Raw genomic sequence first — 23,729 nt, forward strand, 5'->3', positions numbered from 1 at the left:
GAGATTGGGCTCGATGTTTGATTCTGAACAGCGCTATCAGTTCGAGGATTTCGTCACCGACACCCGGCAGGTGACGGCGGATGCGGATTTGTTTCGCCTGCTGAAGAAGGCTGTGGCTCAGCATGGCTATGACCGCATCAGCCTGTGGGTGATCGATGACCCGGACCTGCCGCAGCGTGTGCATGGCCGCGGCGTCCTGCACAATTTCCCCGAAGAACTGCGCGATTACTACAAGGAAAACAACTGCGATTCGTATGATCCGGTGATGCAGGCGCTCAAGGTCCAAATCGGCAGCCTGGACTGGGAAACACATGAAAAGCGCTCTCAGTACAAGCCGGCCCAGACGCACCTTTACAATGTCGCGCGCGAGGGGGATTGCATCATGGGGTATCGACCCCGGTGTGGGGCCGCAACGGATTGATGGCCAGCCTGGGCCTGGCCTCGGCGGAAAAGCACGATGCCACACATGCGTCCACTCAGGCCAATCTGGATCTGATCGGCGCCCTGACAGCACAGTTTTATCTCAGCTACAAGCGGCTAAATGCCCGCCCAGCCACGCCGCACCGTCCTGCCGCAGGGGTGACACCGAAGGAGGCCGAAATCCTCAGTTGGGTGGCCTCCGGCAAGACCGATGCCGAAATCGCCATTATCCTGGGCATCAGCCGTAATACGGTCGATACCCATATGCGCCACGTCTTCGCCAAGCTGGGCGCACACAGCCGCGTGACGGCGGTGGTCAAGGCCATCGCCGAGGGCATTGTTCATCCCTGACCCCGCCGGATCACGAATTCTCGTGATGGCGCGAAATAATGGACTGTGATTGTCTCATCCCGATGCGTAGCGTTTCAGAGGCGGACATGTCCAGCAGGGTCGAGTCGGGGAAAAAGTCTTTTCCAGAACCACTGACATATGACGAAACATGTATGGAGGTTCTTGAGCGGCTGGATGAACTGAAAAGCCTGGCGCTGCAAACCGGCGATCATGAACTGGTCGATGGCCTGGACTATGTTTTCGAGCGTTTCATCACGCGCTACTGCGATTCCAAGCACGCCGAACTGAATGGCCGGATGCGCCGGCACTTCCTGCCGCCAAAGGCATACATGAATTAAGCCTGCATTCAGGAGGCACCGCTCCGATTGGAGCTTGCACCGGGGGGCGCGGGGGGCCAGAATTGTCCGCACATACGGGAGGCAACCTATGTGCGGACAATTTGAGGCCGCCCTCTATCTGAATTTCCTGAAAAACACCCTTCACCTGCCCAACGCGCCGGACCAGATGGAATTCGGCCAGCCATCAAAGGTGGTGCCGACCGGTGGCGCGCCAATCGTGATCGAAAATCCGGAAAACAGCCGGCTGGAGGTCATTCCGGCGCGTTTTGGCCTGATCCCTCACTGGTATTCCGGCGTGTTGAAGGACTGGAAAGCCACCACCTTCAATGCGAAGCTGGATACGGTAACGGAAAAGCGTGTCTTTCAGGGTGCGTGGAAATACCGCCACGCTCTGGTGCCGGCCGATTGCTTCTATGAATGGTCGGGCGAAAGAAACGCCCGCCGCAAATGGCGAATCACCCGCGCCGACAATCAGCCCATGGCCTTTGCCGCCCTTTGGGACTGCGCAAACCTGGCGGAAGGCGAGATATGGAGCTTCAGCCTGCTGACGCGCGATGCCGACCACGATATGGCGCCCATCCATGACCGCGAACCGGTTATCCTCGCCCCGGACCAATGGGATAACTGGCTGCGGCGCAAAGCGGTCGATCTGACGGCCACCGTATCGCTCAGGCTTCAGGCGGAAACACCCGCCGTCCCGGTACAGGGCGCATTGTTCTGATCACATCTCGCCAAAGAACTCGCGCTGGGAGCGTTCCAGTTCCTCCACATAGCGGCGGTTGACGTACTTCTCCGTCAGCAGCCCCAGGAGCTTGTGATCCTCATCTACCACCGCCAGGTCATCGACACCGAAATGCTCGAAGACGCGCATGATCGCCGAAATGTCCATGTCCGGCCGGACATAGACCTCGGTCTGGCGGGCCAGTTCACGCAAGGGGGTCAGCGTCTCCTGGTTTTCGATCCACGCCTCGGCCGTCAGAACGATGCCGCGGTAATCGCCCCTGTCATCAACCAGCAGCACGCGGGAGGTCGAACCCAGCGGCACCTGCTCGCGCATGGCCGCTACGCTCAGGCTGTCCGGCAGGGTCGTATGGTTCTTGCGCATCAGGCTTTGCGCGGTCAGGGCTTTGACCCAGCCGATATCACGGGCATTGCGCACCGTTTCGCCGCGCAGATGCAGGCGCCAGGTCGAAAAGGAATAACCAAAGCGCTCGCGGATAATGGCGCTGGAACACAGAGCCGCGGTCACCACCGCCGCCGTCAGGTTGAAGTCGTGAGTTACCTCAAGCACCATCAGCGACATGGTCATCGGCCCGCCGACCACGGCCACGGCCAGGGCCGCCATGCCGACCAGTGAGGCATTAAGGATATCGAGATCCGCCGCCGGATAGATCTGGTTGACGATCTGGGCAAAGGCCGCGCCGAGCAATGACCCCAGGAACAGCGAGGCGAAGAACAGGCCCCCACGAAAGCCGAAGGCCAGGGAGATGACCGAGGCACACAGTTTCAGCGCGAAAACCGCCAGCAAGGTCACCACCACGGCCTGCTGCGCCATGTAGAGGTGCATGGCGCCGTGTCCGGAACTCAGGGCCTGCGGGGCCGCCCAGGCTACCGGAATGAGGAACAGCCCGCCGATCATCGGCCGCCAGATATCGCCGATCGGCAGTTTGCGCACCACGGCCTCGACACTGGCCACCAGTCGGATGATGGCGATACCGACACCGGCGCACAATGCGCCCAGAACGGCATAAAGAAGATAGCCGCTGATTTCGATGGTTTGCCCGATGGTTGAGGCAATGACGAACGGCTCGATATTCATCAGTTGTGCCGCCAGAACCGCCATCAGCGAGGCCGCCGCCACCGGGGCCAGCGCTGCCACGGTATAGCCGCCAAGGACCAGTTCAAAAGCGTAGAACGCGCCGGCCAGAGGCGCACCAAACGCCGCCCCGATGGCCGATCCGGCCCCCGCCCCCACCAATGTGCGCAAGGAGACGCGCTTGAGATCGAGCCACTGACCGATCTTGGAGGCGATGCCGCCGCCCAACTGGGCATAGGCCGCCTCAAGCCCGACCGAGGCGCCGAAGCCATTGGACAGGAAGGTCTGGAACGACACGATCAGGCTGTCGCGCAGGGGAATGCGGCCGCCGTAAAGCGCATTGGCCTCTACCACGTCGATCGGCTGGCGGGTGCGGCGTGGAAAAATAAACCGCACCAGACCCAGAGCGGCGCCACCGAGCGGCAGGGCCACCAGGTGCCAGGGCTCGATATTAGGTAACGCACTCAGGCGCAGGTCCGGTGAAAAGCCATAGAGAATGGATTGCAGCATATGGGCGAAATGCCCAAGCAGGGCCGCCATCACACCGGCAAGCAGGCCCACCCCGCCCGCCAGTACGATGAACCACACCTCCGAGCCCTGAAGATGACGCTTGATCAGCGCCACGCCGCGCAGGACCGGCCGCTTGACGACCTTTCCCAAGATGTAATCACTCAGATGCGGATTAGATAAGGACATGCTGGCTCACGACGCATACCGCTTCACCCTAGGCCGGCCGCATGGCCTTGTGAAGACAATTCGTGCTTTAAGATCAATATCCTGCCGCTATCTATCCTCGCCGAATATCTCGCGGATATCCTGCGTCCACGGCAGGCATAGCGCAAAGGCCACGCTGAGCAGACCAACCGGCAACCAGACGGCCGCGTGGCCCCATGTCAGGGTCGCCACCGCCCCCAGCAAGGCACCACCAATAAAGCAGACGCACAGGCACAGGAAGAACAGCGACTCCCGACGCCTCTCCCGCCCTTCACCATAGATCAGCCAGGCAATGGTGGCGCTGGCGAAATGGCGCAGATTGGCGCTGGTGGTCACGGATGTGTAGGCAAATTCGCCCAGGCGGTAGAAGGCCGACGCCTGTAGCGCCGCCACGAAGGCGATGCCGGTGACCACCAGCATGTCGGGCACGCTTTTGGGCAGGAAGGCGACAACGACCAGAAAGGCAATCTCAAGGCCGAGCGAGAAGCGTGCCTGCGATGGCAGAAGCGTGCCCAGCGGCTTTTCTTTCAGCACCTGCGCCACGGCGACGCCGCAGATATAGGCGGCGATCGGCGCTGCAAACGGCAGGACCAGGCGCCCCTGCCCCTCGGCCATCCGAACGACCATCAGCACAATATTTCCGGTCATGGCATTGGCGAAGACCCCGCCATAACCGGCATAGGTGAAGGCATCGAGCATCCCCGCCGCCGCGATCAGCAGGGCAGCGACAGGCAGGGTGCGTTCGGGTCTTTTGCCGAGAAGGGTGTGATCGCTATTCATGCCCTCTTTTATGGCGAAGCCCGATCAGGCCGCAAGCAGGATATGAACCGCCTTCTTGGCCGTATCGAAAACAGATGGCGTCTGCTGCATCTGGGCGGTCAGGGCCGCCCCCTGGAACAGCAGCCCGATCTGCCGGCCGGTGTCCAGCGGATTGGCCAAGCCGGCCCTCTGGCAAAGTTCGACGAACCTACCTTCGACATATTCCGAAGCCGCCCGGCCGCGCGCGGTAATGCCTTCATGCTTGCCGATATATTCCTGGCCCGCCTTCATCGCCAGACACCCCCGGCAGGTGCGTTCCATCATTTCGCGGCGCACATCGAACAGGGCCAGGATCTGCTCTCGCGGATCATCGCTGCGCGCCAGGGCCGGTTTGAGCAGATAGGTGTCGGTGTCCTCGCCATACTGGTCCAGCACCGCCTCGATCAGGTCTTCCTTGGAGGGAAAATACTTATAGAGGGTGCGCTTGGAAATGCCGCTGTTAGCCATGACCGTGTCGATGCCGGTGGCATGAAAGCCGCCGTTATAGAAGGCATCATAGGCCAGGGCGATAATCTCCTGCTTCTTGGTGGGGGCGGCGGTATCGGCCATGTCGAAATCTCCTGAATTCCAAATTTCCAAAGGAAATTTGGCAAGGCCGAAGGCCGCCCGAGCTGATGCGAGGAGCCATGCGGCGTTTGAGCTAAAAAAACTAGCACAGCCGCTTGACAATGTAAACTGATCTGTTTACCTATGGCGATGTAAACAGATCGGTTTACATTTCTCGGCCGCCGGATTCGACGGCTCTTTCAAAAGGAAGTTCGTCATGTCCTACGCTAATCAAGTTGTCCTCGTTTCCGGTGCAAATCGCGGCATCGGCGCCGCCACCGTCCGCGAACTGCTCAAGACCGATGTAAAGAAAATCTATGCCGGCGCCCGCCGTCTCGACTCCCTGCCCGACTTCGGCGATGCCCGCGTCGTGCCGCTGCAACTGGATATCACTGACCAGTCTTCGGTCGATGCCGCTGTGAAGGCCGCCGCCGATACCGATATCCTGCTCAATAATGCCGGCACCGCCGTCTTCGCCAACTTCATCGAAAGCCCGATCGAGTTGATCAATGGCGACATGAACACCAACTATTACGGCACCCTTCGCATCATCCGCGCCTTTACGCCGGTTTTCGAAGCCCGCAAATCCGGCACCATCGCCAATGTGATCAGCGTGGTCGGCCTGACATCGGCGCCAGGCCTGGCCGGCTATTCCGCCTCCAAGGCCGCCCTGCAATCCCTGACCCAGACCCTGCGCGTCACGCTCAAAGGCTCCGGCATCAAGGTGCTCGGCATCTATCCCGGCCCGATCGATACCGACCTGGCCAAGGATATCCCGATGCAGAAGGCCACGCCGGAACATGCCGCCGAACAGATCGTCAAGGGCATTGCCGCCAATGAAACCTACATCTTCCCCGATCCGGTGGCGCTGCATATCGGCAATCTCTGGGCCACCGACGGCAAGACGCTCGATACAGCTCTGGCCGGTGAAGGCTAAGACAACAAAGGCGGGACTTGGTCCCGCCTTTTCTTTGCCTCTTAGCAAGGTAGCTTGCTCCAAAAGCAATTCTTACAAAATAATTTCCGCAGATGGCATCGAAATGGATTTTCACCTGAGAGGGCAAGACTACACCATTACTATAGGTAGCGATGTTGTACGTGACGGTATGTACCTAGAGGTTGAAAATCCCCTCAATGAGGTGAAACCACTGTTCGATATATTTTATTCTGATCAAATAGGTGAAATGTTTATCACGACATTTAAAGAGGACATTCCCTTGGAGGTCATGGAGTGGGCGATTTCCATAGCTAGGCTCCGCTTGGTACCGAAATATCTAAAGTAAAAAACAGATGCCTCAATAAGGTTAGAAAAACACCGGTGGCGGACGCCCCGTATCCATCTCCCGTTGCACCTGAATCAGTTCACGTTCCTCGCCGCGCAGACGCATCGCCGTCAGGACGCCGCTGTAATAGACGCCGGTATCGATCCCTATCCGCCAGCGCGTATTGGCCGGCACCTTGTGCGGCGAATGGCCATGCACCACCACATAGTCGCACGCCTGATCGGCGCGCAGGAACCGCCCGCGAATATACATGAAGGTAGCGCCGTCCTGTTCCGTCAGCGGACGGTCCGGATCGACGCCGGCGTGGACGAACAGGTAGTCATCCGCCTGGAAGGATGACGGCATGGCGCGCAGCATCTCCAGATGCGCCGGGTCGACCTTAGACGCGAACCGGCGGCTGACCTCTTCCCAGATTTCCATGGACCGCGCCATATAGTGCATGACCACGCCGTAGGAATCGAGCGTCGCCGCCCCGCCCCAGTCGCGCCAGGTATCGCCGAAATCGGGCTCGTCGAGGAAGCGCAGCAGGGCTTCCTCGTGATTGCCCATCAACGCCACCACATCGCACCAGTCCGCCGCCAGCAGATGCCCAACCCGATCCAGCACCTGCCGCGAAGCCGGTCCGCGATCGATATAGTCACCCAGCAGGACAATGCGCGGGCGTTCACCCAGCCCTTCCGCATCAGCCCGGATTCGCTCGATTATCTGCTCAAATAGATCGTCATAGCCGTGGATATCGCCGATGGCGTAGGTCAATTGTGCAATGCGGGAGGTCATGCGCCCTATATAGGCAAGGGGCGGCCGGTTTCAAAGCAAAGTCTTCATGGCTTCACTGAGCGGCGTGCGCGGCACCTCGCCGATCACCTCGGCCAGACGCGGGTCTTCCAGCGCGTGCGGCACATCCCACAGATACAGCATTTCCAGCGCCGCCCGCATGAAGGGATCAAACAGGGCAATCAGCGAAAACAGGATGCGCGGCATGTGGCCCACCGTAACCTTGCGCCCTAGGGCAAGCCGCGCCGCCTCCGCCAGCCGTTTCGCCGAGACATTGTGGTTCTCGAAGTGGAAGACCTCATAGGCGCCAAGCGCGGTTTCGACCTCAGCCAGTTTGACGATCGTAGCCGCCAGATCGGGCAGGAAAGCCCAGGCATGGACGGTGGTCTTTTCACCCGGCGTGACGATCCGGCCCTTGCTGAGATCCTTGGCCACCAGCGCCCCCATCCAGCTATTGGACGCCTCGCTGCCAAAAAAATCGCCGGCACGGATGATGATGGTGCGCAGGCGCCCGGCTTCGGCGCGGGCGCGGAACATGGCTTCGATCGAGACCCGTATACGGCCTTTCAGCGTATCGGCCGCGAAGGGCGTCTGCGGCGTCAACACCTGTGGCATGGCCGAACCGAAATTATAGACGCTGCCGGGATAGATCTGGCGTGCATCAAGCGCCTCGCAGATATCGGCCGCGGCGGTATAGGTCGGCAGGGCCTTTTCCGCCCAGACCGGATAGGGGACGTTCAGGCCATTGAACACCAGATCGACCGCCCCCGTGGCCCTTGCCACCGCTGCCGCGTCGAACAGGTCGGCATGAATCGGGATGATCCCCTCGCCCGCCGTCTTGCCGGCGCGCACCAGGCCCAACACCCGCCAGCCCTTATCGAGAAAGGCCCTCGCCACCACCTTGCCGATACCGCCATTGGCCCCCAGAACCAGAACCGTCTTCATGTCTTCTCTCCTTGCATTGACAGGATGAGATTTATTCCATTTGATTACGCATATAAATTACCTATAATTTGAATATAATTATTCAAATTTGAATGGATTGAACATGCTCGACTGGACCCTGCTTCGTGCCTTTCTCGCTGTGGTCGATACCGGATCACTGTCGGCGGCGGCTGCCCGGATCGGCGCCACTCAGCCGACCCTGAGCCGTCACATCAAGGAACTGGAAGCCACCATCGGCACGCCGCTGTTCCGGCGTTCGGTCAAGGGTCTGGAGCCGACCGAAGCCGCACTCGGCCTGGTGGATGATGCCCGCGACATGGGCCGTGCCGCGCAAAGCCTGGCGCTCAAGGCGCAGGGCAAGGCCGAAACCCTTTCGGGCACGGTGCGCCTCACCGCCTCGGTCGTGGTATCCAACCTCATCCTGCCGCCGATCATCGCCGACCTGAGGCGCGAGGAACCGCTGATCCAGGTCGAGATTGTGGCGTCAGATGCTTCGCAAAACCTGCTGCGCCGCGACGCTGATATCGCCCTGCGCATGTTTAACCCAACACAGAATGCCCTGATCGCTCGCAAACTCGGCGAAACGCCGCTGGGGGTCTATGCCGCCAAGGATTATCTGACGCGCAAGGGCCGTCCGGAGACCATGCTGGACATGCTCAAACACGATGTCATTGGCTTCGACCGCGCCGACGACATTATCAAAGGCTATGCCGCCATGGGTTATCCGGTGACGCGCCACCAGTTCCCTGTGCGCACGGACGACCAGATGGTGTGCTGGCACCTGTTGCTGGCCGGCGCCGGGATAGGGTTCGCGCAATGCCTGCTGGCCGATGCGCAGCCAAATCTCGTCAAGCTCGAACTCGGCATGACCTTGCCCGCCCTGCCCATCTGGCTGGTCATGCACGAGGAGGTGCGCACCAATGCCCGCATTCGCCGCGTCGCTGATTTCCTGACCGCCCGCCTAACGGCCCTCCTCAGCGTAAGACCCTAGACAAGGGGACAATCAAAGTATATGGGAGCCAATATATTGGAGCCGATATATCTATGCCCTCACCCACCGATCCGCAAATCGTCATGGATTCCCTGCGGCGCATCGTCCAGGCCCTGCGCCAGTCGGCCACGCACAGCGAACAGGCGACCGGCCTCACTGCTGCGCAACTGCTGGTGCTCAAACGCATCCAGGCGCATGAGGGCCTGTCGGTCAATGAACTGGCCGCCGCTACCTTTACCCACCAGAGCACGGTGTCCGAAATCGTCAGTCGCCTGGAAGCCCGTAGTCTGATCCGGCGGGCGCGTGCCGCCGCCGATGGCCGCCGCGTCGAGCTTTACCTGACCGAGGCCGGCCAGACGGCGCTAACAGCCAGCCCCGTCAGCGCCCATGAAAAGCTGATGCAGGCGGTCGCAAACCTGCCGCCGCCGACCCTGGAAAAACTGGCCAGTGGCCTGATTGCGCTCATCGAAGCCGCGCATCTGAATGAACACCCCGCCCGCTTCTTCTTTGAAGACAAGAGTACCCCCGATGAGTGATCACGAAATAAAGAACGCCTCCACCACGCCCGGCCTGCCGATCTCGCTGGGGCTCGGTCCGGTGCTCGAAAAGGCCGATGTCGAGCGCCACCCGCGCGCGCTTGATCGCCGCAGCCTGCTGATCGGCGTCCTGTGCATCGGTCTGGCCCTGGTCATGACGCCGATCGCGCGCGGCCTGATGGCGCTGATCGGCCTGATCACCAACCTGGCCTTTTATCAGCGCGTGGGTTTTGACCTCGTCTCGCCAGCCGGCCACAGTCTCGGCCTGTTTGTGATCGCCGTGCCGGTGATCGGCTCGCTGGTTGTCGGCCTGATGGCGCGCTATGGCGCCAAGGCCATTCGCGGCCACGGTATTCCGGAAGCCATGGAGCAGATCTTGACCAATGACAGCCGCATTCCGGTGCGCATGACCTTCCTCAAGCCGCTGTCCGCCGCCATCGCCATCGGCACCGGCGGCCCCTTCGGCGCGGAAGGCCCGATCATCGCCACCGGAGGCGCGCTCGGCTCCCTGCTCGGTCAGGTCATCCATGTCACGGCGCATGAACGCAAAACCCTGCTGGCCGCCGGTGCCGCGGCCGGCATGACCGCCATCTTCGGCACGCCGTTTTCCGCCATCCTGCTGGCCATCGAACTTCTGGTCTTCGAATTCCGCCCACGCTCCTTCATCCCTATCGCCCTGGCGGCCCTGACCGCCATCATGCTGCGGCCCTTCTTCTTCGGCACCGACCTGTTGTTCCATATCGCCACCTTCGCGCCGGCCTCCCCCACCGCCCTGATTGGCTACGCTGCCCTTGGCGTCATCATGGGGCTATTCGCCGTCGTTATCGCCAAGTCGACCTACCTGATTGAGGACCTGTTCGAGCGCCTGCCGATCCACTGGATGTGGTGGCCGGCCATCGGCGGCCTGATTGTCGGGCTGGTCGGTCTGTGGGAACCGCGCGTCATGGGGGTCGGTTACGACAATATCGACCGAATCCTAAGCGGCAACTTCCTTGGCATCGCTCTGCTCACCTTCTGCCTGCTGAAATTCATTGCCTGGTCGATCGCGCTCGGCAGCGGCACATCAGGCGGGACGCTTGCGCCCATTTTCACCATCGGCGGCGGGCTGGGCGTCCTGACCGCGCAGGTGTTTGAAGCGGTGCTGCCTTCACTGGGACTTGACCTGCGCATGGCCGGACTGGTCGGCATGGCTGCCTGCTTCGCCGGCGCCTCTCGCGCTCTGTTCGCTTCTGTGCTGTTCGCCCTGGAGGTGACGCAGCAGTTCAACACCCTGCTGCCGCTTCTCGCCGGTTGCTGCACCGCCTTCATGGTCTCGGCCTTTGTCATGAAAACCACCATTATGACAGAAAAGCTGGTGCGGCGCGGCCACCACGTGCCTTCAGAATATACGGCGCATGGCCCGCAAACGTCTGCAAAGCCGTGAACATACCAACGTAGCAACAATTTAATGTTATAGATTTTTACGAAGCTTATGAATTTAAAGCTTTATTTCCGTAAATTTCTGCGTATGCCTTAAAGAAAACAATCCGGGGCAAGAGGCATATGGACGCCAGGGTATTTCTCGACAGACGCGGCGTGTGGGCGTTCGGACTGGGCTGCATATGCGTTACTGTCGGCGTTTTGCTGCACCTGCCGATGTTCTGGATGGGCAAGGACATGGGGTTCGCCCTGGCCGGGATGCCGATGGACAACGGAATGTTGTTCGGCATGTTCCTGATCGTCGCCGGCATCGGTATTGCCGCCTACGGCCTGCTGCCCAAAGGCGTAGATGCGCAGGTCAAATCCGCCGCCCGCATTGCCGTCGCCGCGCCGGAAGATGCAAAACTTGGTCCCGCCCATGCCCTGCTGATGCTGGTTCTGGTCGTGGCCCTGATCATCGACGTCATGAAGCCCGCCTCGCTCGGTTTCGTCATGCCGGGCCTGATCAAAGAGTACGGCGTCAGCAAGGCGGAAGCCTCGCTTGTACCCTTCTTCGCCCTGATCGGCACGGTCACCGGCTCGATCCTGTGGGGTATCATCGCTGATATCTATGGCCGCAAGGCATCGATCCTCCTGTCCGCGGTGGTCTTCGTTGGCACCTCGATCTGCGGCGCCATGCCGAGCCTGTTGTGGAACGAGATCATGTGCTTCCTGATGGGCGCGGGCGCCGGCGGCATGTTGCCTGTCACCTATGCCTTGCTGGCTGAAACCATGCCGTCGCGCCATCGCGGCTGGGCGCTGGTGCTGGTGGGCGGGCTGGGCGCGGTCGGCGGCTATTTCGCCGCATCGGGTTTTTCCTACCTGCTGGTGCCGACCTTCTCGTGGCGCATCCTGTGGCTGATCAATCTGCCGACCGGCCTCATCCTCATCCTGATGGGCGGCCTGATCCCCGAATCGGCCAAGTTCCTGCTGTCGCGCGGCCGCGATGAGGAGGCCCACAAGATCATGGCGCGCTTCGGCACGGTCAGCCACAAGCTGGGCGCAAATGAAGAGGACACCGATGACACCTTCGCGCACCATCACTCGAAGCACGATGGCAGCGAGCCGAAACTCTGGACGCCGGGCCTGATCGGCAAGACAGCGGCTCTGACCATCGCGGCACTCGCCTGGGGCCTGATCAATTTCGGCCTCTTGCTATGGCTGCCCAATGACCTGGTGGCCAAGGGCTATTCCATGGCCCTGTCATCCAGATTGCTGGCCGAATCCTCGCTGATCGCCTTCCCGACCGTTTTCCTGTGTACCTGGATCTACAGTCAGTGGAGTACCAAATGGGCCTTCACCACCATGGTCACCATTACGCTCGCCGGGCTCATCTGGGTGCTGCTGCTGGAAACCGGCAAGGGCGGCAGCCCGGTCCTGCCAATCGCCCTGCTGATCATCGGCTCCAACGGCATCCTGGCCATCCTCCTGCCCTATGCTTCGGAAAGCTATCCCCTGGCGATCCGCGGTCGCGCCACGGGCTGGATTGCCGCCTGCACCAAGGGCGGCGGCGTGCTGGCCCAGACCCTCAGCATCACCGCCCTGGTGCCGCCGCTGGGGATTGCCGCCGGCATGATCATCGTGCCGATCGTCGTCACCCTGGGGCTGTTCGTCCGTTTCGGCACCGAAACCAAGGGCCTGGACCTGCGGCAACTGGAACACCCGCAAAAGAAGTAGCGCGATCCCGCATCCTCGCTTAATGTAATTCAAAATAAGAATTACATTGGGGAGAGTGGTATGCGCGTCAATCTGAAGGCGGTCGTGATCGCCAGTCTGGCCGGACTTTTGTTCGGCTTCGATACCGCCGTGATTTCCGGCGTCACCCATGCCTTGCGCGATGTTTATCACCTCGATGATCAGGGCCTGGGCCTGGCTGTTTCCGTCGCCCTGTGGGGCACCTTTTTCGGCGCGCTTTTCATGGGCCGGCTGGGTGATGCCATCGGCGGGCGCGACGCGCTGCGGGTCATCGGCCTGATGTATATCGCCGCCTCGCTGGGCTGCGCGCTGTCGCCGTCTCTTGTCCTGTTTGTCGTCTCACGCTTTATCCTCGGCCTGGCCATCGGCGGATCTTCGGTGCTGGCGCCGGTCTATATTTCCGAAATTGTCCCCGCCGAACGGCGCGGCGCGCTGGTCGGCCTATTCCAGTTCAATATCGTCTTGGGCATATTGCTCGCCTATTTGAGCAACTATCTCGTCGGGCAGATGATCACCGATGCGTCGGTCTGGCGCTGGAAACTCGGCCTGGCCGCCCTGCCCGCCGGCATCTTCTTCGGGCTGCTGTTTACCATCGGCCAGAGCGCGCGCTGGCTGGCGGCCAAGGGCCGCATCGACGAAGCGGTCAAAAGTCTGACACAACTGGGCATTCAGGATACCGCCTCCACCATCGCCGACTTCCAAAAATCCGATATCGGCCAAGGCAAGCTGAGTTGGGTCAAACACAAAAAACCGATCATTTTCGCCATCCTGCTGGCCCTGTTCAACCAGTTCACCGGCATCAATGCCATCCTCTACTACCTCAACGACATCTTCGCCGCCGCCGGTTTCAGCGCCGTTTCGGCCGATATCCAGAGCGTGGCCGTAGGCGGCGCTAACCTGGCCGCCACCCTGCTTGGCATGGCGCTGATCGATCGCTTCGGCCGCAAGAAACTGCTGACCATGGGCGCAATCGGCATGGTGGCGGCGCTCGCCGGCGTCACCATCATCATGTCCACCGGCCAGGGACAGGGCTTCCTGCTGGCCCTGCTGATCCTGTTCATTGTCTCGTTCGCCGCGTCACAGGGCGCGGTGATCTGGGTCTATCTGGCGGAAATCTTCCCGACACCGGTGCGATCGCGCGGACAAAGCCTCGGCAGCGCCACCCACTGGATTGTCAACGCGATCATCTCCGCCGTCTTCCCGCTGGTGGCGGCACATACCAAGGCCCTGCCGTTTGCGGTTTTCGCCGTGGCGACGCTGATTCAGTTTGTCGTGGTGTCGAAATTTTTTCCGGAAACGAAAGGCGTGGAACTGGAGGATATGGAAAAGGCATTATAGAATATAAAGTATTGTATAGTTTTGATATTTAACTCTATGAAAATTCTAGGAGAAAATTATGAGTAACGTTGACGCTGGAGTTCTGTATGACGAAATAGAATTGTTACTTGTAGGCGCGCCTGAATTATCCGAATTAAAAACAGAAAATGGAACAGTATGGCTTGGCCGGGTAAGCTCAGCAATAAAACTTTGGGACGTTACAGAAACTATAGCATTAAGAATGGCGATTGATAATATTTTTCGAAATCATGCCACTGATTATAAAAGACAATACGACATCATCATTCACATTTTACGTACCGCAAAAAATGATATTCGGTTAAAATCAATCGGCCCCTCTACAACAATTATACCCAAAGGGGAAATATACACGTACTTTGAAGAGATTAGAAAAATTATTAAGGAATCTTCAAAAGAAATGTTTTTTATAGATGCTTATCTTGACGCAGATTTTGTCAAAAATTATTTCCCCCACATTAAAGACGGGATAATTATAAAAATCCTAACCAGCACAAAAGGAAAGCTTAATGCTTTAAAAAGTGCTACTGACATGTATGCCCAACAGCACGGTTCTAAAGTCGAAATCAGAACCAATGATGACATACATGATCGTTGGATGATTATAGACCAATCCGAATGTTATCAATCTGGAGCCTCAATAAAAGATGGTGGGAAAAATGCTGCCACTACAATCACTCAGGTAGTAGACATCGCTTCAGTGATGATCGGCCATTATAACGCAGTTTGGCCATCATCCTCACTTGTTCTAAAGACATATTAAAATCATCACCCAACTATTGTTGGATATCTTACATGTCAGATACGCATAACCTTACCTCACTCGATGCTTTTGTCGCCGGATTGCCCAAGGCCGAACTGCACCTGCATATCGAGGGCTCGCTGGAGCCGGAGTTGATGTTCGCCCTGGCCCAGCGCAACGGCATCGCCCTGCCCTATGACTCGGTCGAATCCTTACGCGCCGCCTATGATTTCTCCAATCTCCAGGACTTCCTCGACATCTATTATCAGGGCGCCAATGTCCTGCGCACCGAGGCAGACTTCTACGATCTCGCCATGGCCTATTTTCAAAGGGCGGCGGCCGATAATGTCCGCCATACAGAAATTTTCTTCGATCCGCAGACCCATACGGATCGCGGTGTTCCCTACGCCTATGTCATCGAGGGCCTGAGTCGCGCGGCGAAGGACGCGGAAACCCTGGGCCTTTCGGTTTCACTTACCCACAGCTTCCTGCGTCATCTCTCAGAGGAAGCCGCCTTCGAGAGCCTGGCCATGGCCGTGCCGTACCTGGATCGGATCATTGGTGTCGGACTCGATTCCTCCGAGGTCGGCCATCCGCCATCGAAATTCGCCAATGTCTTCGCCAAGGCAAAGGAACTGGGCCTGAAGCTCTGCGCCCACGCCGGCGAAGAAGGCCCGCCGGCCTATGTCTATGAAGCGCTGGACGTGCTGCACATCGACCGCATCGATCACGGCAATCGCTCACTGGAAGACCCCGTGCTCGTCGGGCATATCGTGCGTGAGGGCCTGACATTGACGGTCTGCCCGCTCTCCAATCACAAGCTGTGCGTGGTAAGAGACCTGAACGACCACCCGATCCCCGACATGCTCAAAAAAGGCCTGCGCGCCACGATCAATTCCGACGATCCGGCCTATTTCGGCGGTTATGTGAACGACAATTTCCTCAGCCTGACCCGCCGCGGCCTGATTGACCGCGGGGATTGCCTGACCCTGGCGCGTAATTCGATCACCGGGTCTTTTCTGAGTAATGAGCGTAAAGCGGCCTTAATCGCTGAAATAGAGGCGTTCGCGGCGGAACACTGACGGCTGGGCCACGGCCACGGCGGGCAGATCAACGGGCAATTCCGGCGGCGCATCTTCAAAGACCGGGCTTCGCGGCAAAGGCGAATAGGTCCGGCGCGTAACCGGCCTGGCGGGTGTGGTGAACAGCGACCCGAAAGCGGCGCTCAAACTCACAACCAGCCCACCGCCAACCAGCAGACACAAGGCCAGTCGCAGACTGCCCGGATCGCGGTATTGATAATAGAGGCCACACAAAACCGCATAACTGATCATCCAGGCGATCAGGCTGCCGCGCACCGGATAGTCCGGCGCAATCTGTCGTGCCAGCAGCGAGGTAAAGAGATATAGCCCCTGCAGATAGATATGCAGACCGATGATCCAGCCGGCCGCGCGCCAGGCATTGGCCCAGTAAAGTCCCCAGTCGCCATTCATGAAATTCTGCGTCATGAAGGCGGCATCAGCGAGATTATTACCCAGGGTCTCGCGCACCCCGGCAAGAAACGAGTCGAAATCGACATAGCTCTGCGCGGAGACAGGCAGCAGGAATTTTACCGCCAGCAGCAGAGCGATCGCCAACTGCCAATCGATCAGTCTTTCACCCAGCCAGAGGATAAAACGCCTGAAGGTCATTATGCCGCATCCGCAAACATCCGGTCATTATAGCGGGACGCGTCCTTAAACACCATAACGTGTGTGGCCGCGCTTTTGGGCATTACGGAAGCGCGGCGGTTCATGATCAGTGGGTCGCGTCTTCCATGCCCTTGCCAACGGCGGTGATATCCTTGCCGACGCCCTGAATGGTGTGGCAGGCGGACAGCACGGGCAGAAGGGCAATAACAGCGATCAGGGCGAGACGTTTCATGGTGTATTCCTCAGATTGAACAGCTTGCAAGGGTGACTCGCAATTGCGGCGAATTTACGGGAAATCCGCTTACCTGCAAAGAGCCAGACACGAAAGGCCCGATGACACCTGATGTCATGGGGCATGGCTTTTCACGATCCGGAAAGTCTTAGTTGCTGGCGGCGCTTTCCATGCCCTTGCCAACGGCGGTCACGTCTTCACCGGCGCCCTGAATGGTATGGCAGGCGGCCAGGATCGGCAGGATGGCGATAACGGTAAACAATGCGAGGCGCTTCATGTCATTTGTCCTTCTCAGATTAGGTGGCATCAGGCGCCACGTAAGGTCAGAATTGAGTTTTGCGCATAAGGATTCAATGAGCGCGTCTTATGGATAAAATCATGGCGACATCGGGTAACCGTGGCGCCTGGCGACGTAAAAGCGTATGAGCGCCTGTATGAAAAAACCCATTGTCATTATAGGCGCCGGTCCGACCGGACTGATGGCCGCCGAGATTTTAAGTGCCGCCGGAAAGCAGGTGGAAATTTACGACCGTATGCCCTCTGTGGCGCGCAAGTTCCTGCTGGCCGGCCGCGGCGGGCTGAACCTGACCCATTCCGAACCGTTCGAGCGCTTCGTCACCCGCTACGGCAAGCGGGCACCGCTGTTGAAACCGGCGCTGGAGGCCTTTACACCCAAGGATCTGCGCGCCTGGGCCGACGGGTTGGAGGCCGAAACCTTTGTCGGCACATCGGGGCGGGTATTCCCAAAAGCCATGAAAGCCTCCCCCTGCTGCGCGCCTGGCTGAAACGGCTGGAGGCGCAGGGCGTGGTTCTGCATACCCGGCATGAATGGCGCGGCTGGCAGAACGGAGCGCTGTTGTTCAATGACGATGTGCGGGTAACGCCGGCAGCCACCATATTGGCGCTGGGCGGGGCAAGCTGGCCCAGGCTGGGCGGTGATGGCGGCTGGACCGGTTTGCTGGCGAACAGGGGCGTTGAGATTGCCCCTTTTCAACCGGCCAATGTCGGTTTCCAGACCGCCTGGAGCACCCATTTCTCCGACAAATTCGCCGGTGAGCCGCTGAAGAATATCGCCGTTAAATTCGCCGGGCGTGAAGTGAAGGGCGAACTGATGCTGACCCGCACCGGGCTTGAGGGGGGCGCCATTTATGCCCTCAGCGCGGCCTTGCGCGACGCCATTGCGAAAGACGGACATGCTGATCTGGTCATCGACCTGCGCCCCGACCTGTCAGCCGACCAGGCGATCAACAAGCTGAAACGCGCCTCGCCCAAGGATTCCCTGAGCAACCGCCTGCGCAAGGCGCTCAACCTGTCACCAGCCGCCATTGCCCTGGTGCATGAAAAGCCAGGCGCGGACTTCAAGACGGTAACGGTGCGGCTGACCGGCGTGCAGGGACTGGAACGCGCCATTTCCTCCGCCGGCGGTATCCGTTTCGAGGCGCTGACGCCGGATTTTGAACTAAAGGCTTTGCCGGGTGTCTATGCAGTCGGGGAAATGCTCGACTGGGAAGCGCCCACCGGCGGCTATCTCCTGCAGGCCTGTTTCTCGACCGCTGTTGCGGCGGCACGGGCAATATCAGGCAAGTAAGCAACCCCACCCCCAACGCGCAAATGCGCGTCGGTCGCAGAGCTGGCGAAATGCTGGGGCTCCTCCCTACAATAATCTTTTCAATTGCATGTCGCTGGACATGAAGCATCAGTCTCGTAAAACTTAATTATCAGGCGTCACTGGCACGACGCCAGCGCCCCCTTCGCCATAATAAGACCAGCATAGCTACCACCGTCCTCTTGACGCGAGGCCGGTTTCGTTGATACCGCTAACATATTGCGCCGTCAGATGCGCCTTTTTGCAAGAGGAAATGCCATGAAATCGATCGCCCCTCGTGCGGTGCGCTGGCTTATGTCGGCCGCGCCCTTCGCCCTTACTACCGCGCTCACCGCGACCATGCTGGTCGTTTCGCCGGCCACCGCCGCACCGCAAACGCCCGCAGCCTGCCAGAACGCCCCCTGCCCCTTTACCGATGTCACCCTGTCTCCCGAAGCGCGCGCCCGTGACCTGATCGGCCGCATGACGCTCGATGAGAAGGCACAGCAACTGGGCCATATCGCACCGGCCATCCCGCGCCTGAACGTGCCCGAATACAACTGGTGGAACGAAGGTCTGCATGGCGTGGCGCGCGCCGGCATCGCCACCGTCTTCCCCCAGGCCATCGGCATGGCGGCCTCGTGGGATCCGGACCTGATGCATACGGTCGGCACGACGGTTTCGACCGAGTTTCGCGCCAAATATGCCGAACGCGTCCATGCCAACGGCGGCACCGACTTTTATCGCGGCCTGACCGTATGGTCGCCCAATATCAACATTTTCCGCGATCCGCGCTGGGGTCGCGGCCAGGAAACCTATGGCGAAGACCCCTTCCTGACCGGCCGCATGGGCGTGGCCTATATCACCGGCCTGCAGGGTGACGATCCGGCCCATCCGCGCGTGATCGCCACCGCCAAGCACTTCGCCGTCCACAGTGGTCCTGAGGAAGGCCGTCACCAGCAGGACATGAAGCCGTCCGCCCACGACCTGGAAGACACCTACCTGCCGGCCTTCCGCGCCGCCGTGACCCAGGGCCAGGTGCAATCGGTGATGTGCGCCTACAATGCCCTCTATGATGTGCCGGCCTGCGCCAGCACCGAACTGATGCAGAAACACCTGCGCGACGACTGGGGCTTCAAGGGCTATGTCGTCTCCGATTGCGGCGCGGCCGCCAATATCTACCGCCAGGACAGCCTGCACTATACCAAGACCGCCCCCGAAGCCGTGGCCGTGGGCTTCAAGGCCGGCATGGACCTGATCTGCGGCGATTACCGCAACAACATGACGACCGAACCGGAAAACATTGTTGCCGCCGTCAAGTCCGGACTTTTGCCTCAAGCAGTCGTCGATCAGGCGCTGGAACGCCTGTTCGAGGCGCGTTACCGCCTGGGCCTGATGGACCCGGTCTCGGCCTCGCCCTATGCCAACATCACGCCGGCCGATTACAACACGCCGGAGCACCGCGCCACGGCGCTCAAAATCGCCCAGGAATCCATCGTCCTGCTCAAGAACGACAACAATTTGCTGCCATTCGGCGATGCCATCAAAACTATCGCGGTGATCGGGCCAAATGCAGATAGCTATGATACCCTGGTCGGCAATTATTACGGCCGCCCGACCGCGCCGGTGACCGTGCTTGACGGTCTCCGCGCCCGCTTCCCCAATGCTAAGATCATCTATGCCGAAGGCACCGGGCTGATCGGCCAGGCCCAGCCGCCGGTGCCGGATGACGCCCTGTGCCTCGATGCCAAATGCACGAAACAGGGCCTGAAGGCCGAATGGTTTACCACGCATGAGCCTTCGGGCTCCCCCGCATCGACCCAGACCGTGGCCAATGCGACGGCAAGCTGGAGCGCGGTCGACAAGGACAGTTCAGCGCGCTTCACCGGCTACATCAAGGCGCCGCAGGACGGCGAATACAGCTTCCGCTACGCCAGCGAGAACGGCTACCGCATCTGGATCGGCGACAAGCTGATCGTCGATGAATGGGGCGTCGGCGATGCACCGTCGATTGCTTCCGGCAAGATCACCCTGAAAGCCGGCACCATCTATCCCATCAGGATCGAAGCCTTCCAGCGCGATGCCACCGGCAACCAGCGCCTGGTATGGAGCACGCCGGCCAATAATGGCGATGACGCCGTGGCGGCCGCCAAAGAGGCCGACGCCGTGGTCTTTGTCGGCGGGCTATCGGCGCGTATCGAGGGCGAGGAGATGAAGGTCGAGGCGGCGGGTTTCGCCGGCGGCGACCGCACCAGCCTGGACCTGCCCGCGCCGCAGCAAAAACTGCTGGAACGCGTCTCGGCCACCGGCAAGCCCGTCGTCCTGGTGCTGATGAACGGCAGCGCGCTCGGCATCAACTGGGCCAAGGCGAACGTGCCCGCGATCGTCGAGACCTGGTATCCGGGCGGCGACGGCGGCACGGCCGTGGCCGGCGCCCTGGCCGGCGATTTCAGCCCGGCGGGTCGCCTGCCCGTGACCTTCTATAAATCCGCGGACCAGTTGCCCGCCTTCACCGACTATTCTATGACCGGCCGCACCTATCGCTATTTCAAAGGGGATGTCCTCTATCCGTTTGGTTACGGCCTGAGCTATACGACCTTCGACTATGATGGCGCCGCTCTCTCAGCGCCGACGATCAAGGCGGGCGACACCGTAACGGCGCAGGTCAAGGTTACCAATAGTGGTAGCCGTGACAGCGACGAGGTCGTGCAGCTCTACATCAAAAAACCAGGCGACAGCGCCAATCCCGTTCTCGCGGGCTTCCAGCGCATCCACCTGAAGGCGGGCGAAAGCCGCACAGTCAGCCTGGCACTCGATGCCCGCGCCCTGTCGCAGGTCGACGACAAGGGCGCTCGCCATGTTCTCCCCGGCCGTTATGATATCAGCCTGGGCGGCGGCCAGCCGGCCTACGCGAAGACCGTGCCTTTGGCATTGACCGTCACCGGCGAGACCGAGGTAGCGCCGTAGGCAAGAGCCAGGTCTTACTCCCGAACAAACCGCAAGGCAGGTATTGCGCCCCGCCTTGCGGCTTTTCTTTTGGAACAAATACTCCGCCGGGCATCTTCGGCATAGGACTGTAGGTGTATGGCGCACACGCGCTCGCCTGCAGTTTTGAGTAAACATTCATCATATGTTCAGTCTAAGCCAGTGACCAAACTAAAAAAAGCCCCCATATCGGGGGCTTTTTTAGTTTGGTTGCGGGGGCCAGATTTGAACTGACGACCTTCAGGTTATGAGCCTGACGAGCTACCGGGCTGCTCCACCCCGCGTCACCTAGAGATCGGGCTTGTGAGCGCAGCCCGGTATTTTACGTTTTTCGGTTTTGCTTTCACAAAACCTCGGGGCTGCTCCACCCCGCGTCACCAAGTTTCGGGCCTGTGAGCGCAGCCCGGCATTTTACGTTTGTCTGTCTGGCTTATGGCCATCCAGACGGGGCTGCTCCTGCCTACGCCGTCGCATGAGATTAGTGTCTCATGCGGTAAAAGCAAAAAGACCGGCAAGCGGGTTTGCCTGACGGTCTCTTTGATAGGATTGTAATGAAGGGCTTTATATAAAACCGCCTGTATTCTGTAGACCTGGCGACGACCTACTCTCCCGTGACTTAAGACAAAGTACCATCGGCCCAGGAAGGCTTAACGACCGAGTTCGGAATGGGATCGGGTGGGGACCTTCCGGCATAGCCACCAGGTCAACAGAATACAGGGGTTTTGAGAAGACATTGTATGCACTTATGCTTGTTGTTCCATAAATTTTATTGAGGAACGATCAAGCCGATCGGATTATTAGTACCAGTTAGCTTCACACGTCACCGTGCTTCCACACCTGGCCTATCAACGTGGTAGTCTTCCACGATCCTCAGCGAGACCTTGTTTTGAGGTTAGTTTCCCGCTTAGATGCTTTCAGCGGTTATCTATTCCATACTTAGCTACCCTGCTGCGCGGCTGGCGCCACGACAGGTCCACCAGAGGTATGTCCATCCCGGTCCTCTCGTACTAGGGACAGATCCTCTCAAGTCTCGTACACCCACGGCAGATAGGGACCAAACTGTCTCACGACGTTCTGAACCCAGCTCACGTACCACTTTAAATGGCGAACAGCCATACCCTTGGGACCTGCTCCAGCCCCAGGATGTGATGAGCCGACATCGAGGTGCCAAACTTTGCCGTCGATATGGACTCTTGGGCAAAATCAGCCTGTTATCCCTAGAGTACCTTTTATCCGTTGAGCGATGGCCCGTCCACGAAGGACCACCGGATCACTATGGCCGACTTTCGTCTCTGCTCGACTTGTCAGTCTCGCAGTCAGGCGGGCTTATGCCATTGCACTCGTCGAACGATTTCCGACCGTTCTGAGCCCACCATCGCGCGCCTCCGTTACACTTTGGGAGGCGACCGCCCCAGTCAAACTACCCACCACGCCATGTCCCGGACCCGGATAACGGGTCTCGGTTAGACGTCAACAACAATAAGGGTGGTATTTCAAGGATGGCTCCACGCAGACTGGCGCCCGCGCTTCATAGCCTCCCACCTATCCTACACATGTTGTTGCTAACGCCAAGGCGAAGCTATAGTAAAGGTTCATAGGGTCTTTCCGTCTGACCGCGGGAACCCCGCATCTTCACGGGGAATTCAATTTCGCTGAGCCTATGCTGGAGACAGTGGGGAAGTCGTTACGCCATTCGTGCAGGTCGGAACTTACCCGACAAGGAATTTCGCTACCTTAGGACCGTTATAGTTACGGCCGCCGTTTACCGGGGCTTCAATTCGCGGCTTGCACCACTCCTTTTAACCTTCCGGCACCGGGCAGGCGTCAGACCCTATACGTCGCTTTACAGCTTCGCAGAGCCCTGTGTTTTTGATAAACAGTCGCTACCCCCTAGCCTGTGCCACTTCATACTGGTTGCCCAATGTGAAGTCACGCTTATCCCGAAGTTACGCGTGTAATTTGCCGAGTTCCTTCAGCATAGTTCTCTCAAGCGCCTTGGTATACTCTACCTGACCACCTGTGTCGGTTTCGGGTACAGTCTCTGTATGAGTTATTTCCAGGGACACGTTCCCTGCAAGGACAATCCAATAAGCCCTCACAAGTTACCGCATCCGTCACTTCATACTGGCCCAGGAATATTTACCTGGTTCCCATCGACTACGCCTTTCGGCCTCGCCTTAGGGGCTGGCTAACCCTACGCAGATTAGCTTTACGTAGGAACCCTTGGTCTTTCGGCGAGAGTGTCTCTCACACTCTTTATCGCTACTCATGTCAGCATTCTCACTTCCGATACCTCCAGCCAACCTCACGATTGACCTTCACAGGCTTACGGAACGCTCCGCTACCGCTTGCTATGCAAGCCCTGATCTTCGGCACATGGCTTTAGCCCCGTTACATTTTCCGCGCAGGATCGCTTGATCAGTGAGCTGTTACGCTATCTTTAAAGGATGGC

Annotated in this window: 21 protein-coding genes, 1 tRNA gene, 2 rRNA genes and 1 pseudogene (1 of these 25 cut by a window edge); 14 read left to right on the forward strand and 11 right to left on the reverse strand. The window is 59.3% G+C overall.

Annotated elements, in window-relative coordinates:
• The first annotated feature begins 13 nt into the window (after positions 1-13).
• The 4 genes from NVV72_20255 (at position 14) to NVV72_20270 (ending at position 1,830) form a co-directional block, all read left to right on the forward strand.
• A complete protein-coding gene (locus tag NVV72_20255; GenBank protein ID MCR6661533.1) occupies positions 14-421 on the forward strand; it encodes an autoinducer binding domain-containing protein in 408 nt (135 codons plus the stop codon).
• On the forward strand, positions 421-771 hold the full coding sequence (locus NVV72_20260) for a helix-turn-helix transcriptional regulator (protein MCR6661534.1): 351 nt from the start codon (positions 421-423) through the stop codon (positions 769-771). Before NVV72_20255 ends, NVV72_20260 begins: the two co-directional genes overlap by 1 nt.
• Before the next feature lie 152 nt (positions 772-923).
• Entirely contained in the window at positions 924-1,109 is a 186-nt protein-coding gene (locus NVV72_20265) for a hypothetical protein (protein MCR6661535.1), read from the forward strand.
• An 88-nt stretch (positions 1,110-1,197) separates the two neighbouring features.
• Entirely contained in the window at positions 1,198-1,830 is a 633-nt protein-coding gene (locus NVV72_20270) for an SOS response-associated peptidase (protein ID MCR6661536.1), read from the forward strand.
• Here NVV72_20270 and NVV72_20275 read toward each other — a convergent pair whose 3' ends face one another.
• The 3 genes from NVV72_20275 to NVV72_20285 all read right to left on the reverse strand — a co-directional run bounded on the left by NVV72_20275 (position 1,831) and on the right by NVV72_20285 (position 5,007).
• Positions 1,831-3,621, reverse strand: a complete 1,791-nt coding sequence (locus NVV72_20275; protein ID MCR6661537.1) for a chloride channel protein — start codon at positions 3,619-3,621, stop codon at positions 1,831-1,833.
• 87 nt (positions 3,622-3,708) lie between these two features.
• The gene (locus tag NVV72_20280; protein MCR6661538.1) at positions 3,709-4,419 is read right to left on the reverse strand and encodes a DUF1275 domain-containing protein; all 711 of its coding nucleotides are present in this window, start codon (positions 4,417-4,419) and stop codon (positions 3,709-3,711) included.
• A 24-nt stretch (positions 4,420-4,443) separates the two neighbouring features.
• Positions 4,444-5,007 carry a TetR/AcrR family transcriptional regulator gene (locus tag NVV72_20285; GenBank protein ID MCR6661539.1) on the reverse strand — a complete coding sequence of 188 codons (564 nt, stop codon included), beginning with the start codon at positions 5,005-5,007 and terminating at the stop codon, positions 4,444-4,446.
• Between the two features lie 214 nt (positions 5,008-5,221).
• Here NVV72_20285 and NVV72_20290 point away from each other — a divergent pair, with 214 nt between their 5' ends.
• The gene (locus NVV72_20290; protein ID MCR6661540.1) at positions 5,222-5,941 is read left to right on the forward strand and encodes an SDR family NAD(P)-dependent oxidoreductase; all 720 of its coding nucleotides are present in this window, start codon (positions 5,222-5,224) and stop codon (positions 5,939-5,941) included.
• A 367-nt stretch (positions 5,942-6,308) separates the two neighbouring features.
• On the opposite strand, the gene NVV72_20295 is transcribed toward NVV72_20290, so the two are convergent.
• Together NVV72_20295 and NVV72_20300 are read right to left on the reverse strand one after the other, a co-directional pair.
• Positions 6,309-7,064 (reverse strand): serine/threonine protein phosphatase, encoded by a 756-nt coding sequence (locus NVV72_20295; protein ID MCR6661541.1) that lies wholly within the window; start codon positions 7,062-7,064, stop codon positions 6,309-6,311.
• A 30-nt stretch (positions 7,065-7,094) separates the two neighbouring features.
• A complete protein-coding gene (locus tag NVV72_20300) occupies positions 7,095-8,006 on the reverse strand; it encodes an NAD-dependent epimerase/dehydratase family protein (GenBank protein MCR6661542.1) in 912 nt (303 codons plus the stop codon).
• A 103-nt stretch (positions 8,007-8,109) separates the two neighbouring features.
• Here NVV72_20300 and NVV72_20305 point away from each other — a divergent pair, with 103 nt between their 5' ends.
• The 7 genes from NVV72_20305 to NVV72_20335 all read left to right on the forward strand — a co-directional run bounded on the left by NVV72_20305 (position 8,110) and on the right by NVV72_20335 (position 15,866).
• The gene (locus NVV72_20305) at positions 8,110-8,997 is read left to right on the forward strand and encodes a LysR family transcriptional regulator (protein ID MCR6661543.1); all 888 of its coding nucleotides are present in this window, start codon (positions 8,110-8,112) and stop codon (positions 8,995-8,997) included.
• Between the two features lie 53 nt (positions 8,998-9,050).
• Positions 9,051-9,533, forward strand: a complete 483-nt coding sequence (locus tag NVV72_20310) for a MarR family winged helix-turn-helix transcriptional regulator (protein ID MCR6661544.1) — start codon at positions 9,051-9,053, stop codon at positions 9,531-9,533.
• Positions 9,526-10,956, forward strand: coding sequence for a chloride channel protein (locus tag NVV72_20315; GenBank protein MCR6661545.1), 1,431 nt, complete (start codon positions 9,526-9,528; stop codon positions 10,954-10,956). The genes NVV72_20310 and NVV72_20315 overlap by 8 nt, the downstream gene beginning before the upstream one ends.
• 119 nt (positions 10,957-11,075) lie before the next feature.
• Entirely contained in the window at positions 11,076-12,668 is a 1,593-nt protein-coding gene (locus NVV72_20320; protein ID MCR6661546.1) for an MFS transporter, read from the forward strand.
• Between the two features lie 60 nt (positions 12,669-12,728).
• On the forward strand, positions 12,729-14,024 hold the full coding sequence (locus NVV72_20325) for a sugar porter family MFS transporter (protein ID MCR6661547.1): 1,296 nt from the start codon (positions 12,729-12,731) through the stop codon (positions 14,022-14,024).
• Between the two features lie 58 nt (positions 14,025-14,082).
• Positions 14,083-14,805: a hypothetical protein gene (locus NVV72_20330; protein ID MCR6661548.1), complete on the forward strand. Its 723-nt coding sequence runs from the start codon at positions 14,083-14,085 to the stop codon at positions 14,803-14,805.
• 32 nt (positions 14,806-14,837) lie between these two features.
• Complete coding sequence (locus NVV72_20335) at positions 14,838-15,866, forward strand: adenosine deaminase (protein ID MCR6661549.1); 1,029 nt, start codon at positions 14,838-14,840, stop codon at positions 15,864-15,866.
• Here NVV72_20335 and NVV72_20340 read toward each other — a convergent pair.
• The 3 genes from NVV72_20340 to NVV72_20350 form a co-directional block, all read right to left on the reverse strand.
• Entirely contained in the window at positions 15,828-16,475 is a 648-nt protein-coding gene (locus tag NVV72_20340) for a hypothetical protein (GenBank protein ID MCR6661550.1), read from the reverse strand. The two genes, NVV72_20335 and NVV72_20340, sit on opposite strands and share 39 nt — an antisense overlap.
• Before the next feature lie 106 nt (positions 16,476-16,581).
• Positions 16,582-16,707 (reverse strand): entericidin, encoded by a 126-nt coding sequence (locus tag NVV72_20345; GenBank protein ID MCR6661551.1) that lies wholly within the window; start codon positions 16,705-16,707, stop codon positions 16,582-16,584.
• A 148-nt stretch (positions 16,708-16,855) separates the two neighbouring features.
• On the reverse strand, positions 16,856-16,984 hold the full coding sequence (locus NVV72_20350) for an entericidin (protein MCR6661552.1): 129 nt from the start codon (positions 16,982-16,984) through the stop codon (positions 16,856-16,858).
• Positions 16,985-17,186: 202 nt separating this feature from the next.
• Here NVV72_20350 and NVV72_20355 point away from each other — a divergent pair.
• A pseudogene (locus tag NVV72_20355) lies at positions 17,187-18,295 on the forward strand (TIGR03862 family flavoprotein).
• A gap of 276 nt (positions 18,296-18,571) precedes the next feature.
• Positions 18,572-21,259: a glycoside hydrolase family 3 C-terminal domain-containing protein gene (locus tag NVV72_20360; protein MCR6661553.1), complete on the forward strand. Its 2,688-nt coding sequence runs from the start codon at positions 18,572-18,574 to the stop codon at positions 21,257-21,259.
• 225 nt (positions 21,260-21,484) lie between these two features.
• On the opposite strand, the gene NVV72_20365 is transcribed toward NVV72_20360, so the two are convergent.
• The 3 genes from NVV72_20365 to NVV72_20375 form a co-directional block, all read right to left on the reverse strand.
• Positions 21,485-21,561: transfer RNA gene (locus NVV72_20365), tRNA-Met, on the reverse strand.
• 304 nt (positions 21,562-21,865) lie between these two features.
• Positions 21,866-21,980, reverse strand: a 5S ribosomal RNA gene (rrf, locus tag NVV72_20370).
• Between the two features lie 73 nt (positions 21,981-22,053).
• Positions 22,054-23,729, reverse strand: a 23S ribosomal RNA gene (locus NVV72_20375); it runs 1,180 nt beyond the window's last position.

This window comes from Asticcacaulis sp. (assembly GCA_024707255.1).
Classification (GTDB): Bacteria; Pseudomonadota; Alphaproteobacteria; order Caulobacterales; family Caulobacteraceae; genus Asticcacaulis.

Coding starts and splice junctions, on each gene's coding strand:
- NVV72_20270 (MCR6661536.1), top strand. CDS start 1,198: ATGTGCGGACAATTTGAGGCCGCCCTCTATCTGAATTTCCTGAAAAAC.
- NVV72_20340 (MCR6661550.1), bottom strand. CDS start 16,475: ATGACCTTCAGGCGTTTTATCCTCTGGCTGGGTGAAAGACTGATCGAT.
- NVV72_20260 (MCR6661534.1), top strand. CDS start 421: ATGGCCAGCCTGGGCCTGGCCTCGGCGGAAAAGCACGATGCCACACAT.
- NVV72_20310 (MCR6661544.1), top strand. CDS start 9,051: ATGCCCTCACCCACCGATCCGCAAATCGTCATGGATTCCCTGCGGCGC.
- NVV72_20275 (MCR6661537.1), bottom strand. CDS start 3,621: ATGTCCTTATCTAATCCGCATCTGAGTGATTACATCTTGGGAAAGGTC.
- NVV72_20255 (MCR6661533.1), top strand. CDS start 14: ATGTTTGATTCTGAACAGCGCTATCAGTTCGAGGATTTCGTCACCGAC.
- NVV72_20285 (MCR6661539.1), bottom strand. CDS start 5,007: ATGGCCGATACCGCCGCCCCCACCAAGAAGCAGGAGATTATCGCCCTG.
- NVV72_20360 (MCR6661553.1), top strand. CDS start 18,572: ATGAAATCGATCGCCCCTCGTGCGGTGCGCTGGCTTATGTCGGCCGCG.
- NVV72_20350 (MCR6661552.1), bottom strand. CDS start 16,984: ATGAAGCGCCTCGCATTGTTTACCGTTATCGCCATCCTGCCGATCCTG.
- NVV72_20315 (MCR6661545.1), top strand. CDS start 9,526: ATGAGTGATCACGAAATAAAGAACGCCTCCACCACGCCCGGCCTGCCG.
- NVV72_20305 (MCR6661543.1), top strand. CDS start 8,110: ATGCTCGACTGGACCCTGCTTCGTGCCTTTCTCGCTGTGGTCGATACC.
- NVV72_20290 (MCR6661540.1), top strand. CDS start 5,222: ATGTCCTACGCTAATCAAGTTGTCCTCGTTTCCGGTGCAAATCGCGGC.
- NVV72_20335 (MCR6661549.1), top strand. CDS start 14,838: ATGTCAGATACGCATAACCTTACCTCACTCGATGCTTTTGTCGCCGGA.
- NVV72_20300 (MCR6661542.1), bottom strand. CDS start 8,006: ATGAAGACGGTTCTGGTTCTGGGGGCCAATGGCGGTATCGGCAAGGTG.
- NVV72_20330 (MCR6661548.1), top strand. CDS start 14,083: ATGAGTAACGTTGACGCTGGAGTTCTGTATGACGAAATAGAATTGTTA.
- NVV72_20280 (MCR6661538.1), bottom strand. CDS start 4,419: ATGAATAGCGATCACACCCTTCTCGGCAAAAGACCCGAACGCACCCTG.
- NVV72_20345 (MCR6661551.1), bottom strand. CDS start 16,707: ATGAAACGTCTCGCCCTGATCGCTGTTATTGCCCTTCTGCCCGTGCTG.
- NVV72_20320 (MCR6661546.1), top strand. CDS start 11,076: ATGGACGCCAGGGTATTTCTCGACAGACGCGGCGTGTGGGCGTTCGGA.
- NVV72_20295 (MCR6661541.1), bottom strand. CDS start 7,064: ATGACCTCCCGCATTGCACAATTGACCTACGCCATCGGCGATATCCAC.
- NVV72_20265 (MCR6661535.1), top strand. CDS start 924: ATGGAGGTTCTTGAGCGGCTGGATGAACTGAAAAGCCTGGCGCTGCAA.
- NVV72_20325 (MCR6661547.1), top strand. CDS start 12,729: ATGCGCGTCAATCTGAAGGCGGTCGTGATCGCCAGTCTGGCCGGACTT.